The 17,362-nt window shown below is 44.5% G+C and carries 19 protein-coding genes; 12 read left to right on the top strand and 7 right to left on the bottom strand.

All coding sequences use genetic code 11. The features are described 5' to 3' along the window. Positions 1 to 3 precede the first annotated feature (3 nt). From KCX82_RS09735 to KCX82_RS09690, 10 genes are all read left to right on the top strand, one after another. Positions 4 to 255, top strand: a complete 252-nt coding sequence (locus tag KCX82_RS09735; RefSeq protein ID WP_227018268.1) for a DUF4315 family protein — start codon at positions 4 to 6, stop codon at positions 253 to 255. After that, positions 242 to 967, top strand: coding sequence for a DUF4366 domain-containing protein (locus KCX82_RS09730; RefSeq protein ID WP_227018267.1), 726 nt, complete (start codon positions 242 to 244; stop codon positions 965 to 967). The genes KCX82_RS09735 and KCX82_RS09730 overlap by 14 nt, the downstream gene beginning before the upstream one ends. Next, the gene (locus KCX82_RS09725; protein WP_227018266.1) at positions 964 to 1,158 is read left to right on the top strand and encodes a hypothetical protein; all 195 of its coding nucleotides are present in this window, start codon (positions 964 to 966) and stop codon (positions 1,156 to 1,158) included. The genes KCX82_RS09730 and KCX82_RS09725 overlap by 4 nt, the downstream gene beginning before the upstream one ends. Next, a complete protein-coding gene (locus KCX82_RS09720; protein ID WP_227018265.1) occupies positions 1,155 to 3,296 on the top strand; it encodes a DNA topoisomerase 3 in 2,142 nt (713 codons plus the stop codon). Before KCX82_RS09725 ends, KCX82_RS09720 begins: the two co-directional genes overlap by 4 nt. After that, positions 3,293 to 3,472 (top strand): hypothetical protein, encoded by a 180-nt coding sequence (locus KCX82_RS09715; RefSeq protein ID WP_227018264.1) that lies wholly within the window; start codon positions 3,293 to 3,295, stop codon positions 3,470 to 3,472. Before KCX82_RS09720 ends, KCX82_RS09715 begins: the two co-directional genes overlap by 4 nt. Beyond that, positions 3,465 to 5,573 carry a RadC family protein gene (gene radC / locus KCX82_RS23360; RefSeq protein ID WP_227018263.1) on the top strand — a complete coding sequence of 703 codons (2,109 nt, stop codon included), beginning with the start codon at positions 3,465 to 3,467 and terminating at the stop codon, positions 5,571 to 5,573. The genes KCX82_RS09715 and radC overlap by 8 nt, the downstream gene beginning before the upstream one ends. Before the next feature lie 2 nt (positions 5,574 to 5,575). After that, positions 5,576 to 5,800 (top strand): transposon-transfer assisting family protein, encoded by a 225-nt coding sequence (locus KCX82_RS09705; RefSeq protein ID WP_227018262.1) that lies wholly within the window; start codon positions 5,576 to 5,578, stop codon positions 5,798 to 5,800. A 49-nt stretch (positions 5,801 to 5,849) separates the two neighbouring features. Further along, positions 5,850 to 6,188, top strand: a complete 339-nt coding sequence (locus KCX82_RS09700; protein WP_405127686.1) for a plasmid mobilization protein — start codon at positions 5,850 to 5,852, stop codon at positions 6,186 to 6,188. Between the two features lie 86 nt (positions 6,189 to 6,274). Beyond that, a complete protein-coding gene (locus KCX82_RS09695) occupies positions 6,275 to 6,559 on the top strand; it encodes a CD1845 family protein (RefSeq protein ID WP_227018261.1) in 285 nt (94 codons plus the stop codon). A gap of 77 nt (positions 6,560 to 6,636) precedes the next feature. Continuing rightward, positions 6,637 to 8,040 (top strand): relaxase/mobilization nuclease domain-containing protein, encoded by a 1,404-nt coding sequence (locus KCX82_RS09690; RefSeq protein WP_227018260.1) that lies wholly within the window; start codon positions 6,637 to 6,639, stop codon positions 8,038 to 8,040. Between the two features lie 354 nt (positions 8,041 to 8,394). Here KCX82_RS09690 and KCX82_RS09685 read toward each other — a convergent pair whose 3' ends face one another. Next, entirely contained in the window at positions 8,395 to 8,628 is a 234-nt protein-coding gene (locus KCX82_RS09685) for a hypothetical protein (protein ID WP_227018259.1), read from the bottom strand. 2 nt (positions 8,629 to 8,630) lie between these two features. On the opposite strand from KCX82_RS09685, the gene KCX82_RS09680 reads away from it, so the two are divergent. Next, positions 8,631 to 8,933, top strand: a complete 303-nt coding sequence (locus KCX82_RS09680; protein WP_227018258.1) for a helix-turn-helix domain-containing protein — start codon at positions 8,631 to 8,633, stop codon at positions 8,931 to 8,933. Positions 8,934 to 9,198: 265 nt separating this feature from the next. Here the strand turns inward: KCX82_RS09680 and KCX82_RS09675 are convergent, their stop codons facing one another. Beyond that, a complete protein-coding gene (locus tag KCX82_RS09675; protein WP_227018257.1) occupies positions 9,199 to 12,012 on the bottom strand; it encodes an oxidoreductase in 2,814 nt (937 codons plus the stop codon). Positions 12,013 to 12,033: 21 nt separating this feature from the next. After that, the gene (locus tag KCX82_RS09670) at positions 12,034 to 13,095 is read right to left on the bottom strand and encodes a zinc-dependent alcohol dehydrogenase (RefSeq protein ID WP_227018256.1); all 1,062 of its coding nucleotides are present in this window, start codon (positions 13,093 to 13,095) and stop codon (positions 12,034 to 12,036) included. Between the two features lie 166 nt (positions 13,096 to 13,261). Here KCX82_RS09670 and KCX82_RS09665 point away from each other — a divergent pair, with 166 nt between their 5' ends. Continuing rightward, complete coding sequence (locus KCX82_RS09665) at positions 13,262 to 14,779, top strand: PucR family transcriptional regulator (RefSeq protein WP_227018255.1); 1,518 nt, start codon at positions 13,262 to 13,264, stop codon at positions 14,777 to 14,779. A gap of 222 nt (positions 14,780 to 15,001) precedes the next feature. Here KCX82_RS09665 and KCX82_RS09660 read toward each other — a convergent pair whose 3' ends face one another. From KCX82_RS09660 to KCX82_RS09645, 4 genes are all read right to left on the bottom strand, one after another. Continuing rightward, complete coding sequence (locus tag KCX82_RS09660; protein WP_227018254.1) at positions 15,002 to 15,238, bottom strand: helix-turn-helix domain-containing protein; 237 nt, start codon at positions 15,236 to 15,238, stop codon at positions 15,002 to 15,004. 6 nt (positions 15,239 to 15,244) lie between these two features. Continuing rightward, the gene (locus tag KCX82_RS09655) at positions 15,245 to 16,084 is read right to left on the bottom strand and encodes a recombinase family protein (RefSeq protein WP_405127685.1); all 840 of its coding nucleotides are present in this window, start codon (positions 16,082 to 16,084) and stop codon (positions 15,245 to 15,247) included. A gap of 11 nt (positions 16,085 to 16,095) precedes the next feature. After that, complete coding sequence (locus KCX82_RS09650; RefSeq protein ID WP_227018253.1) at positions 16,096 to 16,683, bottom strand: PDDEXK family nuclease; 588 nt, start codon at positions 16,681 to 16,683, stop codon at positions 16,096 to 16,098. Between the two features lie 351 nt (positions 16,684 to 17,034). Next, complete coding sequence (locus tag KCX82_RS09645; RefSeq protein WP_227018252.1) at positions 17,035 to 17,313, bottom strand: DUF1905 domain-containing protein; 279 nt, start codon at positions 17,311 to 17,313, stop codon at positions 17,035 to 17,037. Between the last annotated feature and the right edge of the window lie 49 nt (positions 17,314 to 17,362).

Raw genomic sequence — 17,362 nt, 5'->3', positions numbered from 1 at the left:
CCCATGAATCCAAAGATCCAAAAACTGACGGAGGAGATCGATAAGATCACTCACCGAATCAAAAGCCTTGAGGCCAGACTCATCGAGCTAAAGGCACAAAAGGACGAGCTGGAGAAGACCGAGATCGTGGAAATGGTCCGCAGTGTCTCAGCAACTCCGGAAGAGCTGGCTGCATTCATCAGGGCGTTTCGCGAAACAGGCGGAGCGCCCGATTATTTCAAAACACAGGAGGATTACGTCAATGAAAATGAGTAAGAAATGGCCTCGTGCTTCGGCCATGCTGTTTGCTATGCTGCTTTGCCTTTCCGTCTTCTCGGTCCCGGCTTATGCCAAGACCGATGAATCCAAGGCGATCACGGCAAGCTCTGATCCGATAGAGGAAGCTGTGGTGCCGACTGTCGAGCCCGCAGCCTCGGAGCCCGTCAAAGAAACGGAACCAGAAGCGGCTGTGCCTCTGACTCCGGAAGGCAATCTGACCATTGTGGATGACCTGGAAGGTGAACAGACCGAGGACAAGCAGTTCATTACGGTCAAGACCAAAGCGGGCAACACCTTCTATCTGATCATCGACCGGGGCGGTAAAGAAAATAACGTCTACTTCCTGAACCTGGTGGATGAAGCAGACCTCAGAGCCCTGATGGAGGAAGACGGTAACCTGGAGCCCCTGCCGGGAGAAGGTGCGGTCCCAACCGTTCCTGAGCCGGAACCCGAACCTACACCGGAGCCAGAAACGGAAGTGGAAGAACCCTTACCTGCAAAAAGCATGAATCCTGTACCGATCCTCATGGTCCTCCTGGTCATTTTGGGCGGTACCGGACTGTGGTACTTCAAGCTGAGAAAGCCCAAGCCAAGCATCAAGGGAAGCACCAATCTGGATGAGTACAGCTTTGATGATGACGACTTTGAAGAAAAACTGCTGGTTGAAGAGGATCAGGAAAGTTCTGAGTCGGAGCGTGATGACGAATGACGAATTTTACGGACAGTCCCTTTGAACGACTGATGAAGCAAAAGCCCAGGCAGCAGCAGGAGAAGCTATCTTCTGTCCTGCCCAAGACCCATCCCTGCCATAACAGCAGCTATCTTCAGGGCAACTGCTGCACCGGTGTCTGCTACCGTGAGCTGATCCTCCCCAAAAAGAAAAGGAAGGTGGACAAATGAGACTGGTGATCGCAGAAAAACCCAGCGTGGCGCAGTCCATTGCCGCAGTGCTGGGGGCAAACAGCCGAAAGGACGGCTATATGGAAGGAACAGATGTCCTGGTTTCCTGGTGTGTTGGACATCTTGTGGAGCTCTCTCCGGCGGATGTCTACGACGAGCGCTATGTCAAATGGCGCTTCGAGGATCTCCCGATCCTTCCAGAGCTCTGGAAATACCAGGTGCCCAAGGACAAGAAAAAACAATTTAATATCCTGAAAAGCCTGATGAGTGAAGCTCGAGTGACGGAGATCGTCTGCGCTACGGATGCCGGACGTGAAGGGGAACTGATCTTCCGTCTGGTCTATCGCCAGGCGGGATGTCAGAAACCGGTGAAGCGCCTTTGGATCAGTTCCATGGAGGACCAGGCCATCAGCGAAGGCTTCAGGAAACTTAAGCCCAGCCAGGAATACGATCCGCTCTATCAATCTGCCCTCTGCCGGGCACAGGCGGATTGGCTGGTCGGAATCAATGCAACGAGACTCTTTTCCGTTTTGTATCGTCAGACCCTTAATGTTGGACGCGTCATGTCTCCTACGCTGTCCATGATCGTGGACCGCTGGTCCGCCATTCAGGATTTCAGGTCCGAGCCTTTCTACACCGTGGTGCTGAAGCTCCCCGGCTTTGAAGCTGCCGGTGAAAAGCTGAAGATCAAGGCTGAGGCTGAAAAACTCCTCAATAAATGCCAGGGAAAGTCCGCCACAGTCACTGAAGTAAGAACCCAGGAGAAGACGGAAAAACCGCCCAAGCTTTATGACCTGACCACCCTGCAGCGGGAAGCCAACCGGCTTCTTGGGTATACCGCCCAGCAAACGCTGGATTATGCCCAAAGCCTCTATGAGAAGAAGCTCATCACTTATCCCCGAACCGACAGCCGCTATCTGACGACTGACATGGCGCAGTCCACTGCAGGCGTCCTTCAGTCAGCGCTTTCTCTTTTGCCGGAGAATGTGACGAAGGGATATTCGACGGATCTAAAGCTGCTGCTGGATGATTCCAAGGTCAGCGACCATCACGCCATCATCCCGACCCATGCTCTGAAGGAAAATATCCTGGAGCGTCTGCCCAAGGGCGAGCAGGAGCTCTTAAAGCTTCTGGCCATACGCCTCATCACAGCCACTGGAGAAGCTCATCGCTATTCGGAAACGACGGTCATTCTGGACTGCTGTGATCAACGCTTCACTTCCAAGGGAAAAACCATCCTGCAACCCGGCTGGAAGTCTGTGGAGGAGTATTATCGCAACACGCTAGCCATTCGAAAAACGGAAAAGAAAGCAGAAACCCCGCTGCCCAGACTGGAAAAGGACCAGCGCTTTGATTCGGTCTCCGTCCGGCTGGAGGAGGGAAAAACCACCCCGCCCAAGCTGTTTACCGAGGATACGCTGCTCTCTGCCATGGAAAATGCTGGCCTGGAGGATCTGCCTGAGGATGCTGAGCGAAAAGGTCTGGGGACTCCGGCCACACGGGCAGGCATCCTGGAAAAGCTGATCAAGACTGAGCTGGTGGAGCGCCGAGGCGACAAAAAGCTCAAGACCCTGCAGCCTACTCATAAGGGAGTTGCTTTGGCCACGATCCTGCCGGAGCAGATCAAATCACCCCAGATGACGGCGGAATGGGAAGATAAGCTGAAGCACATCGAAAAGGGACAGCTCTCTCCTGAGCTCTTCATGGCGGAGATCTCTCAGCACCTGAAGGACCTGGTCAGAACCTATCGGGCGGTCTCTGAACCCCCCGGCGAGCTGGCCTTGAATCCGGAAAGCATTGGACCCTGCCCCCGCTGCCAGGATCAGGTGTTGGAAGGGGAACGTCGCTTTTTCTGCCAGAACAAGACCTGTACATTCGCTCTGTGGAAGGATAACCGTTTCTTCAAGGACAAGAAAAAAGCACTGACACGGGAGGTGGCTGCTTCTCTTCTTCAGGAAGGCAGCATCCTGATGAAAAACCTTTATTCCCCCAAGACTCATAAGGCCTACGATGCCTGGATCATCATGGAGGATACTGGCGGCAAGTACGTCAATTTCAGGCTGGATTTCACGTCTGGTGAAACCAAGGATAAGGACAAAACATCGACAAAATCTAAAGAAAGGATGGAAAAATCATGAATGTCAAAGATCGGATCAAGGCTCTCCTCGGTATTGAGGTGAGCACAGATAATCTGCTGGAGCTCTGGGAGAATCCGGAAGAATATGTATCAACACCGGAAGAAGCTGACAAACTGGGAGATCTGTTTCTCTTAGTTGAGATGATGGCCGAGCTGGAGGTGGATAGCGATGAATAACACGGATGAGCTTCGCTATGTCCAGGCCTTTCTGGATCTTTACCGCATGAGCAGCGGTATCAACACGAAAAACCCGGTCATTAATTCACCGGATACGGCAGCGAACTTTTTTCGCTCGGTGATGGATCAGGTCCATGACAAGGAAGCCTTTGTTGTGGCCTTCCTCAATACCAAGAACCGTGTCATCGATCATGAGGTCGTATCACTGGGGACCATCAACAGCTCCATCGTCCACCCCAGGGAAGTCTTCCGAAATGCCATCGTCAATAAGGCTAATGCGGTGATCCTTTGTCACAATCACCCATCCGGCGATCTGACGCCAAGCTCTGAAGATCTCACCGTGACGAAAAGGCTGAAGGAAACCGGCAATCTTCTGGGCATCCAGGTGCTGGACCATCTGATTATCAATGGGATTAATCAGCAGGATCACTACTCCTTCCAGGCCCACGGCGTACTGGAAGCGCCAGCTGCTTACGGCCAAAAGGAAGCGGTCAGGGAATCCTCAGCTCAGGTGGCACCCGAAAAAAACATCAAGGATGGCCTCAAGGAAATCACGGACAAGCTGGAACAAGGCATCCGTGATTTTTTCAGCGGCGATAAATACCAGGACTACCTGCGCACCATGTCGAGGTTTCATCATTATTCCCTGAACAACACGATCCTCATCGCCATGCAAAAGCCGGATGCCACACTGGTGGCCGGATACAACCGCTGGCAGGATCAGTTCCAGCGCAATGTCCTGAAAGGTGAAAAAGGCATCCGCATCATTGCCCCAGCCCCTGTCAAAACCAAAAAAGAAGTTGATAAGCTAGATCCTGTGACGCAGAAACCCCTGCGGGATGTCACTGGCAAGACTCTCACCGAAGAAGTGGAGATCAAGATCCCCCGGTTTCGGGTCGTCTCTGTCTTTGATGTCTCCCAGACGGACGGGAAGCCCCTTCCCCAGCTGGCAAGTACCCTGACCGGCGACGTCAAGCAATATGATATTTTCATGGAGGCTCTGAAGCGATCCTCCCCCGTTCCCATATCCTTTGAAGTGATGCCCGCTAGCACCGACGGCTATTTCAGCCAGGGCAGACAAAAAATCGCCATTCGGGATGACATGAGTGAGATCCAGACGGTCTCTGCGGCCATCCATGAGATCGCCCACGCCAAGCTTCATAATCTACAGCCTGACCAGGCGCAAGATCGTGGAGAAGCTGGCAAAGCACCGGAAAAGCCTAAAGATCGGAGAACTGAAGAAGTCGAGGCAGAAAGTGTCTCCTTTGCGGTATGTGCCTATTATGGCATCGCCACAGACGAGAACAGCTTTGGCTACATCGCTGCCTGGAGCAAGGACAAGGATCTGCCCGAGCTGAAGGCTTCCCTGGAGACTATCAGCAAGACCTCAGCAGAGCTAATCGATGACATCGATCGCCATTTTGCAGAAATCACCAAGGAGCGCGGGATTTCTGCAGCAGACATAGAAAAGCAAAACGAAAAGACGGGGACTGATGATAATCCATCTCCTCGCCTGCAGGAGGTGGAATTCCTCATAGGTCCAGATGACACCTATGCCATCTATCAACTGAGAAACGACGAGAATCTGCGAAACCATCAATTTGAGAGCCTGCATCACCTGCAGAAGCTCGGTCTGACTGTGGACTATAAGAATTATGATCTGACCTACACCGGACATTTTGAGGCGGCTGCCGACACTAATGGGACGTTGAACGGTATCTATGAAAAATTCAATGAGGATCGGCCCAAGGACTTCACCGGGCATAGCCTATCCATGAGCGATGTCATCGTCTTGAAGCAACACGGCGAGCACACCGCTCATTATGTGGATGCCATTGGCTTTAAGGAAGTGCCGGAGTTCATCAAACCCATCAATCCCTTGCGGAGCATTGAGGATACGGTGGAGCAGAATGACAATCAATTTGATGGACTGATCAATAACGTTCCAACAAAAGATCTGGAAAAGACCAATGCGCCTGCCGAAAGCCGCGAAGAGAAAAAGCCACTGAAGGAATCCGTAAAGCAGCGGCTGAAAAAGTCTTCTGAGAAATCTGAGATCAGCAAAACGCTGCCTCACAAAACTGCAGAAATGGAGAGATGAAGATGGATAGATTCAGTATTGAAGAACTTAACCTCATGTGTATTTATGATACCGGCACCCGGGCTGGACTGATGGCAGGACTTGAAAAAATTGCCCTGGAGCTTGCCCCTGACGACGCGGAACTCTCCGAACTTATCCAAAGTGCCTTGAAGAAGCTGACGGCCATGAGTGATCAGGAATATGGAGAGTTGATCCTGGTTCCCGACTACGAGGAAGGAGACGACTAAAAAGAACATCTACAGCAGAAAGGTGGTGGGCACTCGAGGAGGTGATGATTTGGCAAACAGGAAGCGACAGATCCCCATTATTATCATGGTCAACGAGTGTGAAAAAGCGCTGATCGAAGAAAAGATGCGCCAGCTGGGGACAAAAAACATGGGGGCCTACATCAGAAAGATGGCTATTGACGGCTATGTGGTCCGGCTGGACCTCTCCGATATTTCTGAACTGGTATCGCTCCTTCGAAGAAGCAGCAACAACCTGAATCAATATGCCAAGCGGGCGCATGAGACCGGACGCATCTATGAGGCTGATATTGAGGATATCCAGAGCAGCCTAAAGAGTGTATGGGAAAAGGCGGATCAGATCATGACCCGCCTTTCCACCATAGACTAAAATTTTTTATCGACAACATGGACGACATTTGGATTCCTTGCTACGCTCAGAGTAGAAGATAATTTGGTTGAATGGAGGTGTGCAGCATGAGATTTCTCATCAAGCTGTTCTTATTCCCGTTAACACTGGCTTTGACGATCCTTGTTGCAGCCTGCCGTCTGCTGTGCCAGCTGTCCACCATGGTGCTTGGGATCGTGGCTTTTGTCTGCTTTGCCATTGCGCTGGGAACTATGGTCCTGCTTCAGGATTTCCCAGAAGGTCTGAGATTGATGGGTTTGGCGTGGCTGATCAGTCCCTTCGGACTGCCGCTGATCGCAGCCTTCCTGGTTGAGTTGCTTGGTGTATTCAATGATTCTCTGAAAGCTATTTGAGAAAAGAAAGAATAATCCTGTGACGGCGCGGTAGAGCAATCTGCTGCGCCTTTTTCTTTTGGAAGGAGGTGTCCGCTATGGCAACCACGAGATTAATTCCCATGCACGTCATCAAAGGCCAGACTGTGGCCCACACGGTACATGAACGCCTTTCCTATGCCATCAATCCAGAAAAAACCAACAGTGGCCAGCTCGTCAAGGCCTATGGCTGCGAACCGGAAACCGCCGCCGGAGAGATGCTGCTCTGCAAGAAAGAATATGAAACCTACATTGGACGCGGTGAAGAGAAGAAGAGTGACATCGTGCTCTATCAGATCCGACAGTCCTTTAAGCCGGGTGAGATCACCCCGGAGAAGGCACAGGAGATCGGTTTTGAGCTGGCCATGAGTTTCACCAAGGGCAAGTATCAATTTGTTGTCGCCACCCATACCGATCATGCCCATATCCATAATCACATCATTTTCAATTCCACATCTATCGATCATACACAGAAATTTAGAAATTTCTTTGGCTCTAGCGAAGCAGTCCGGAAAATCAGTGACAAGCTTTGCCTTGAGAACGGACTCTCAATCATCGAAAAACCAAAGCAAGGACCCTCCCATTACGGCAAGTGGCTGGGCGACAAAAAACCGCTATCCTGGCAGGAGAAGCTGAGACAAATCATCGATGCTGTCATGGCGCAAAAGCCAGCAGATTTTGATACTTTCCTGAAGCTCATGATGGAGTCCGGCTATGAAGTGAAACAAGGGCAGCATCTCGCCTTCAAAGCCAGTGGTCAGCAAAAATTCACCAGATTACGATCCCTGGGTGAAGGATATTCTGAAGATGAACTGAGATCAGCGATACTCGGAAAGACGGTCCACGCGCCAAAAGCCAAAGTTCCATATCGAAAAAATCCAGATAAGATCAACCTTCTGGTGGACATTCAGGCCAAGCTGCAAGCAGGAAAAGGTCCTGGTTACGAACGCTGGGCGAAGGTTTTCAATCTGAAGCAAATGGCCCAGACCATCAATTTTCTGACAGAAAACAACATTACCGATTATGAAACGCTGGTTGAAAAAACAAAAGCTGCGACGGATCGATATCACGAGCTGTCACAGCAGATCAAGGATCTTGAAAAACGAATGGCGGAGATTACTGAGTTGAAGAAGCATATCATTAACTATGCGAAAACGAAGGAGATATATACCGCATATCGAGAGTCCGGATTTTCAGGAAGGTTTTACGAGGCAAACGCAGAGGATATTTTGATTCATCAATCTGCGAAACAAGCATTCAGTTTGCTCTCAGCAAAGCAAATACCTGCCATGAAAAATCTTCAATTAGAATACCAGAAGTGCTCGAGTGCGAAAAAATCGCTATCAGCAGACTATAGGTCTATGAAGAACATTATGAAACAATCTGTAATCATAAAAAACAATGTCAATCTTATTATGGGAGCCTCATGCCCAGAAGATAAAAAAATAGAGCGGGTTCTATAGAATATGAATAACCAATAAAGCCGATAATATAGCCAACTAGCCAAATCGGGTGTCCTTGCAACTTGTTGATCTGGATAACAATCTAAAGATACATGGACATGTTTTCATGTTCTGGATGGCCGGAGTTTGACCATCTGATGTCAGACGGCAAAATCCAAATTTTACGTTTGAGGAAACATGTCCAATGTTATAGGTTGAGACGTCGATATTGATGTCGTGCCCTTGCGTGAATGTCCCGAGGCAGCACTATGGACGTCACCCGTATGCGGAAACAAATCCACTTTTGCGTCTATCTGCAGAAACATATCCACAGATTGCTGTTGTCAGGAATGTATCAACATTCTATTTCTTTCCTTAATAATCAAGTTTTTCTTCCTCTGCAATTGATGGCCCGATAAACTTTCCGTTCTCAAAAATCGTTTTTACCTTCATTGGTGTTATATCTATCTTATCGGAATATCCAAATACGAACTTGCCCAAGCTTATTCTGGAAGGCATCCAATCTTTAGGAAACCGTAAAATCCTGCCATCCTTACCCAATTCCTTAAAGTACACACCTGTGTATCCTACATATTTTTCGTTGATCACTTTTGAGTGATCATCATAGTACCCAAGTACCAGTTCTTCGTTTTCTCTTCCAAGAAACTATTCAGGATATTGAAAAAGGCAGAAAAAATACTACCTATGAAACTTTATCTGTAATAATTGAGCGATTAGGCATTTCAGCAAATATGCTATTTCCTTCAAAAATTCCTGTCGATGATGAGGAAATACAAAGATTCATTGGAAAATTCCAAGCTTGTACTTCGGAAAACAGAAAAATTCTATTAAATACACTTGATTGCCTTGCAGAACAGCTTCTTGCCTTTCATAATAATTTTTCTGATGAATAATATTGATCTTCATCCCGTAAGCTTATTTGAAATGTTTCACTGTTTAATCCATATGATTCTTAAAATTAAAAAGCAGTTGCTCCACAGATCTCCCGTGAAGCAACTGCCTCCAATTCATCCGAAATATTAAACAGCAACTATTCGGGCAAAACAAAAATTTTTGGTTCTAATCCAGAGATTATTATTCTCTTCAAAAATTATAATCAAATTTAATCTAGCCCAAATTTTAAGTAATAAAATATCAGACAACTAATATACATTAATTTTATTTTCTATATGTTTCCATAAATGCAGTTCGATCATAACGTCCTGTAAGTAGATACGGAACTACTTTATCAGCTTCCACTTCTTCCAAAAGTGTCATTTTCTGAATCAAAAGGTCATTGTTTGCCCAAGCGCCTCCAATTACACTGTTAATCGGCAACTCAGCCCATGGATCATCAGGACTTGATTTAAGTTTCACACTTACATGTCCAGGCTCCCAGCTATGATAAGTATACTCACAAAGATTAGAGATCAAGCACGCATTTGTAAAATGACTTACACTATCCTTATCTGGCAGATTGTCAAACATATAATAAAATCCGCCACCCATTGTCTTTCCACCCGCAGATGGCATCTGATACAGCACCGCAGTCATTGGATTATTATATTCTCCTAATTTCATGCTGATGTCTACTAACTCTGTTCCCCTGCGTGTTACTTGTACATTCACTTCATCGCCATTCCTGCGCATCATGAATTCCCCGCCTAATTTCTTCGGTATACCGCTATTATCCCGGCCACACTGTGTTGCCATCTCTGCGCCATTTCCACCAAGAATCAAGCTGGCGGTATAAAGTCCCTTCTGCTGCCCGTACATTGCATAGACTCCCAAAATTGCTTCATAGTAATCATCTGCAAAAGTGGGTTCCTTAATATGACATACTGACAATGTTACAATCGGCATAGGGAATGGTTTCAACGGTGGCGGAAGGATACGCGCTACTGCTGCTGGATCTGTCAGATATGCCAAGTAAACTCCTTCCTGGTTTTTCATCAAATTTATTTTCCCAAAATTCCCTACATCTTCTTTTGAGGATACAAAACCTGGAATTTTCTTTTCTTCCGCAAACAACGCTCGCCCTATCTCATATCCTGAACGAGTTGCCGGTGCTATTGTACCATCTACTTTTGCACTGCCAATCACATGCGCTTCTATACCACGTTCTCTTAAACTATCTGCAAGTGTTCCATCCGGACGGTATCCTAATGATAACACAACTGCATCTGCCGGAATTGAAACTTCTGTATGATTTTCAAGTTTTTCAAGGATAATCCTATCTTCTTTTACTTCTTTGAGTGCATGTGATAAGTAATATTGAACTCCACTTTTACCCAATCTTCCACAAACATCCATTACATTTGTCGGATTCGCATTTGGAGCTAACTTATCCAACATTTCTACTATAGCAACTTGATTTTTTCCAGTACATAGATATTCTGCAGTTTCAAGCCCTGTCTGACCTCCACCGATGACAACAACTTTTTTACCTTCTATATGAACTTTACCGCCTAAAATCTCCTCTACTGTATATACATGCTCATTCGTAATCCCTGGTATTTTACTTGGCACCACCGACTTAGAACCTGTTGCAACTATCACTGCATCTGGATTTAACTCTACGATAGAATCTTCTGTTGCTTTCGTATTTAAGCGAACCTCAACTCCAAGGCGCTTAAATTCATTTTTATAATAATTTGCAAGCCACTGCATACGCTCTTTCAGCGGTGGTTTCTTCGCATAATTCACAGTCCCGCCCAGTTCTGCTTTATCATCCATCAAAATAACCTTTACGCCACGAAGCGCAAGCGTCTGTGCCGCACACATTCCAGCTGGGCCACCACCAACAACAACTGCTTTTTTACCTGCAGGCGCTAAAGTCAATTCGCCATATCTCTTTTCCCTTGCAAGTCTCGGATTCAGTGCACATTCCGCCGGAACTCCCGCACCACCCCACTGCTCAAGGCTTTCAAAACATCTCAAACAGTTAATGCACTTCCTCAGCTCTGATTCTCTTCCTTCCAGAACCTTTCTTCCCCAATTCTCATCACATAACCAGGAGCGTCCCATTGATACAAAATCTTCAACTCCATCTTCCAGGAACTTTTCTGCAATTTCCGGATCTCGAATAGAAGACACACCGATAACTGGAATCTTCACGTTATCTTTAACCGCCTTAATCAGATCACGTCTCCAGCCCTGCGGGAAAGAAATCGGTTCTACACAAGTTGATCCTGTCTCATAAAGCCCTACAGAAACATCAATGAAATCAAGTCCTTCCGCTTCTAATGCAACTGCAATCTGTACTCCATCTTGTATATGTATGTAGTCTTCTGTGACACCTACTTTATCAAGGAATTCTTCCACTGTAAGGCGTATTCCAATTGGAAACTCTTTACCGCAAGCTTCACGTATTCCCTGTATAATCTCTTTCACAATACGAAGACGATTCTCAAAACTCCCTCCATATTCATCTGTTCGTTTATTCGTATACGGTGACAAAAACTGCTGCAAGAGGTAGCCGTGCGCACAATGTAGTTCTACTCCATCGCATCCCGCCTTCTGTACACGTACTGCTCCATCAACAAATTGCTGAATCAGCTGCTTTACTTCTTCTGTTTCCAATGCTCTCGTTTCCTGCTTAGAGACTTTACAAGGAATAGCAGAAGCGCTCACTACTGGCTGGCCGCCGATAAGTCTGGATACTCCTTCTCTCCCCGGATGTTGAAGCTGCATAAAAATCTTCGCACCATGTTTATGGACCGCCTGTGCAAGACGTGACAACGGCTCGATATGCCTGTCTTTTGTAACAGACAGCTGTCTCATCAATCCAGCTCCATGTACATCATTCACACGGGTAATTTCTGGTATAATTAGTCCAGCGCCACCGATAGCTCTTGCCTCATAATAGGCAATCATCTCATCGCTTGGTGTTCCATCCATATCTGCCAAACCTATTCCCATTGGTGACATCACGAGTCTGTTTTTCAGCTCAACATTTCCAATTTTCCCAGAGGAAAACAATTTTTCGTACATTCTATCCTTCCTTTCTACTGTTTAGCGATCTTCCCAAGGTGTTACTACCACTTTAATACATCCTGGTGTACGTTTTCCGTTTAATCCGAACAGTTCATAGCCTTTTATAATATCATTCAAAGGAACCTTATGAGTTAACGCAAATGTAGTGTCAATAACCCCATCTTTCACATACTGTATCATATCAGCAATACCTTCTGCCCTCTGAATGCCCATTGCTATTCTTGCATTCTTATATACAAGAGTATGGAACGGAACAGAGATCGGACCTCCGAATACTGCCACTGTGGAAATCATTCCACCATAGGCTACAATATTAAATGCCGTCTCCATCGTTGTCTGGTTACCAGTTGTCTCGATTACTATTGGAGCGCCCTTTCCTGTAATTTGAAGCACTTTTCCAACCATTTCAGAATCTGTCGCATTCACAATTTCATCTGCAATCCCTAACCTCTTGGCTTTTTCAAGACTTTCCTGCTGTCTGGTAATTGCAATGACATTACACTCATATATCTTCTTTAGCAATTCGCATGTGCAGAATCCAACCGGCCCAAGCCCTATTACCGCTACTGTATCTCCTTTTTGAACGCCTGCCTGCTTAATGCCAAAAAGACCTGTTGCAAGCATATCCGGAACAAGAAGCACTTCCTCATCTTTTACCCCATCAGGAACCTTGTACATACAAGTCCTTGAGTTAGATACCCTGATATATTCTGCCTGCGCTCCGCTCTGGAAAATACCGAATCCGCCACCATTCTCACATCTTCCTACACGCCCAAGTTTACACATATCACACTGCCCACAGAAGCTTAATGGCGCTACCACATAATGTTCCCCAACTTTGTATTGTTCTTTTACTGCCTCTCCTACTTCAACAACTTCAATACAAAATTCGTGTCCCAGAACCAATGGAGCTTTCGCCGGCGCATGTCCCTGAACAATATGTATGTCACTCGTACAGATTGCAGATGCCGTCACCCTTCCTATTACATCATCTGGCTTTTCAATTTTGGGCATTGGCAAATCATCCAGGCTAATTGTCTTATTTCCATGATACACTAAACCTTTCATTGTTTCTTTCATGTTCCTTTCCTCCTCATTACGGCTCAATTTATGTACATTTTTACTTTACACAATTATTGACAAATCGTTAACATGCCCACTATACGAAAATACATTTGACGATTTGTACTTTGTGCACTATAATAAAAACTAATAATTTTAATATATATAGCAGAGGCGAAACACCATGTATTTTAATCAATTAGTCAATATATTATCCCAAACTGATACAATTCATTTAGTCAATAATTCCAGTTCTATCAGCTTTTCTGATATTGCTTTTTTAGACGGGAATGAATTAGTGGATAATGAAAAGACATTATATTTTGGATTTGAAAGAGAACTAAACATTAAAAACATTTTTCCAATGCACTGTATCTTGGGTACAGAAGCTCAATCAACAAATTCACTCAATCTGATTGATGATCTGGCTCTCGTTACAGAGACATCCCTCTTTGCGGTTTTTAACCGCACCAAGCTAATACTGGAACAATCAGAAGGCAAGGGCTTATATGAGGAACTAATCCGAAAATCTGAAGAAAGCCATGATATACAGGCTGTTGTAAATGCTTCTGCTGTCAAGCTCGGAAATCCATTAATACTCATTGATCTTGATTTTAAAGTCATTGTCTATTCTACAATAAGTCCAATAGCAGACGAACTTTGGCGCAAAAATGTAGAAAGAGGGTATTGCAGCTATGAATTTATCAAAACTACCCTTTCTATGAAAGAATTTCAAAATCCATCCTATCCTACAGATTCTGTAGAAGTCTCCTGTACAGAATCACATTATCGAAAATTGTGTAACCGTATATTTTTTCGCGGAGCACATGTAGGATATGCTGTTATGATTGCAAGTGAAACAAACTTAATTCCAACGCATTTTTCCATGATGGCAACTATAAGCCAGGCAGTCAGCCATATACTGGCAAATGATTTCCCTGCCTTATTCCAGCAAAGCAGCCAGGACCAAAAAGTATTATATAATCTCTTAATCGGAGCCTTACCAGAAGAACTTTCACCAGAATTAAATACGTTAACTTTCGCTCCACATATGGCTGCTTTGGCTATCAAACCAGAACGATATTATGGTTCTGACTACATAAAGAAATGCCTTACCCCTGTCATACATCAGACATTTCCAAATGTCCACATGACTTACCATGACACCCTAATTGCAGTGCTGTTTCCTTTTAACAAAACAGTTGATATTACTGAAGCAGAGTTAAATCAGCTTAATAGCATTGCCAAAACAGAAAATCTGATAGTTGGAATCTCAAATACTTTTTCACGTATTGGCCATTTTGCCCTTCATTATGCACAGGCAAAAGCAGCTATCCAGCTCGGTGAACGGTTATCAACAAAACAACGCATTTACAAATATTGGGATTACCAATTTTATGATTTACTATCGCAAATACCTTCAAATGTATCCATAGGAAAGTATTGCCATCCTGCTCTTGCCCTTTTGCGAAAGTACGACAATGATAACGCAACCAATTTATACCATACACTTCGAGCTTATTTAGAAAGTGGATGCAATATCAAACTGACTGCCAGTAACTTATTTATTCACAGGAATTCTATGATTTACCGATTAGAACGAATTGAAGAAATTGGTCGAATAGATATCAGAAATATAGATACGCTTTTTCTTTTGCAAGTATCATATGCAATTGACCATTTTTTAGAGCATGATTCATAATTTTGATTATAAAGGTTATTAAAATATCTTCAAATTTTGTTTTCTTGAAAAACGATTGGAACTTAAATCACACACCCCGTTGAAACCAACGGGGTATCCCATGTCTTGGTTTTTTTCCAGAATGCTGTGAGCAAGACATTAAATCTATTTAAGAATAAAACAAATTAAACTCTGCCAATTCAAAATCATTTACCGCAGGCGAGTTGAGCTTCGATATTCTTATCATACCTTTTTTATTTCATCATTTCCTACACCATTATTTGATAAATTCCTAAGATGTAGATAAACCGTGTTCTTAGTAATACCAAGGTAATGTGCCACCTGTACTACTGCATCCTTCAACTGAAATATTCCTTTTTCATTAAGTATGTATATAATTTCTTTATTTCTATTTGGCGCCGTTATTGATGGATTATTAGAAACCTCTAGCTGAGCGGAGGAAACAGCTGTTGCAATCATTTTATTCTAATTATTTGTGTATGTTTCCACAAGTAAGTCATTCTTCTTATCATTGTTGTGATTTAAAAAACCATGCAGCATGTCACACAAGGAAATTTCTGTATGAAAGTTCATACAGAGTAAACCTATAATTCGATTATTTTCTCCAATAATTGGTAAAGTTGCAGAATACATAGGTATACCTTTAGCATTATGATGCGCATAAACTTTATATTGGTGAATATCTCCACTATTTCTAATCTCAGCAAGCATTTGGACAGCCAAATCCGTTATCGGTGCACCTTCAAGAATATCTACTGTATAGGTCTTTTGAAGCAATGCGTCGCCGATGTATTTCTCATTGGTTAGGATCTGCTTGATATTGGTTTCATTCCATTCTCCACGTCCAGCACCATTCAGAACGCCGTCTGCTTCAAGTGATCTTTTTATCTTCAAAAGGCTATTACCACTTAGGTACTCGCGGTAGATTCGTTTTACGACTTCCGCCTGCTCCTGATCAATGATGAGGTGTCCGTCTTCGTCCTTGGTGTAGCCCAGGAACCAATTGTGGTTGACCTGCACCTTTCCTTGTTGGTAGCGGAACTGTAAACCTAAGCGGACGTTAGCTGATAAGGATTCACTTTCCTGCTGGCTCGATTGCTCCAGATTGATGTCAGATTTTTGTGTTCGTTCGCGGGAATTTATCAAAGCGTGTTTTTCCCTTAAAACACGCCGATTTTTACCCTTGTGCGTTCTCGGAAACAGGTCAAAGACCTTGCTCCTACCAATAATATGCAAACGCACAGATTTGCCGACCGCTTCAAGACTTCGCTCTGAGGGAACCAGTCCGAAATCCCATCGCCTCAACTTTAGAATCCCTATACATCAGGCTTTTCTCCAAATTCAAATCTTGCCTTGCCTGCTGCAACAGCTGCAACCGCAACTTCCTCTTCCGTCTTATCAGGAACAACCCATAAGCCCTTTACAAATCGGGAATAGTACTTGTCATCTATAAGTTCCTTGGGAGCTTGAATGCGATAATTGTCAGGATACTTTTCAGAGGGCCACTCCCAGACGTACTCCAGTATTCCAAAAAAATCTCCGAAGGGTATGGCGCATAAATTCGGCGACCCAATAAGGACTGAGTACTTTATATTCTCATTATCAAGCCTACGGCAGAATTCTTCGCACTTTTTTATTTCGTTCAGACTCAACGGCTTGCCCTTGATTTCGAACCACCTATTCAAGCTGGGAATATAAAAGTCCGGAAGATATCTGGTTCCATCCATTTCAAATCCTTCAATTTCATATTCATAAGTTAGACCGACTGCATTGAAAAAGACTGCCCAACGAGCTTCAAGTCGACTGCGAAATCGATGTCCGTCATATTCTGTTTCAATTGCTTTAATATCATTACTCACGAACGAATAAGCCTCCTTCTTCAAATGCAACATAATTACCATCATTCATTTCCTGTAAGAACTCTCAAAACAGGGTTGCCGCCTATACTGGATTATGGTGTTCCGGGTAAGTAATGATCCAATTGTGGTTCCTCCCGTCATGCACCAGACAAGTCAATTTTATCCGTATTAATAACTAATAGCAGCTCAATTGACCCTTCCATGAATAATTATACTGGTTTGTCTTTAATTATCTTCGTTAGGCTTTTTCAAAAATCCAATTCAACCTTTGCTCGACTTACTGATGAAAATTGGTTTGTTGCGTAAGCCCTAAACACTGTGTTATCTGACAAAGTGCCAGCGTTGCCACCAAGTATTTCCCTTTTAAAATCATTTGTGTCAGATGTTTCAAGTATTTTAATCGTGCAAAAACAAAGTCACATTAACTGTATCTCCGCCGCTTTTACCGATTGCCTCTCTAATCTTTCTATTGATCGAGATTATCTTGTCTTCATTTTTCCTTGGAGCCAAATTAATGCTTTTTACTTCATAACCGTCAATTGTCCCGGATACCTTTAGAAAACCCCATTTCCCCTCAATATCTGCAGTCCCTGGAATTCTAAGGTGGTATGTCCACGCTCCAAATCCTTTCTTATATACCAACTTGAGTTCTTGATTATCAACAATCTTTATCATTATGAGTTCAGCTCCTTTCTTTAGAATTTTTTCAAATAGATATATCATC

This window comes from Sinanaerobacter chloroacetimidivorans (assembly GCF_018128545.1).
Lineage (GTDB): Bacteria > Bacillota > Clostridia > Peptostreptococcales > Anaerovoracaceae > Sinanaerobacter > Sinanaerobacter chloroacetimidivorans.
Note: the sequence above shows the minus strand (reverse complement) of the source record. Positions and strands in the feature narration are given on the sequence as shown.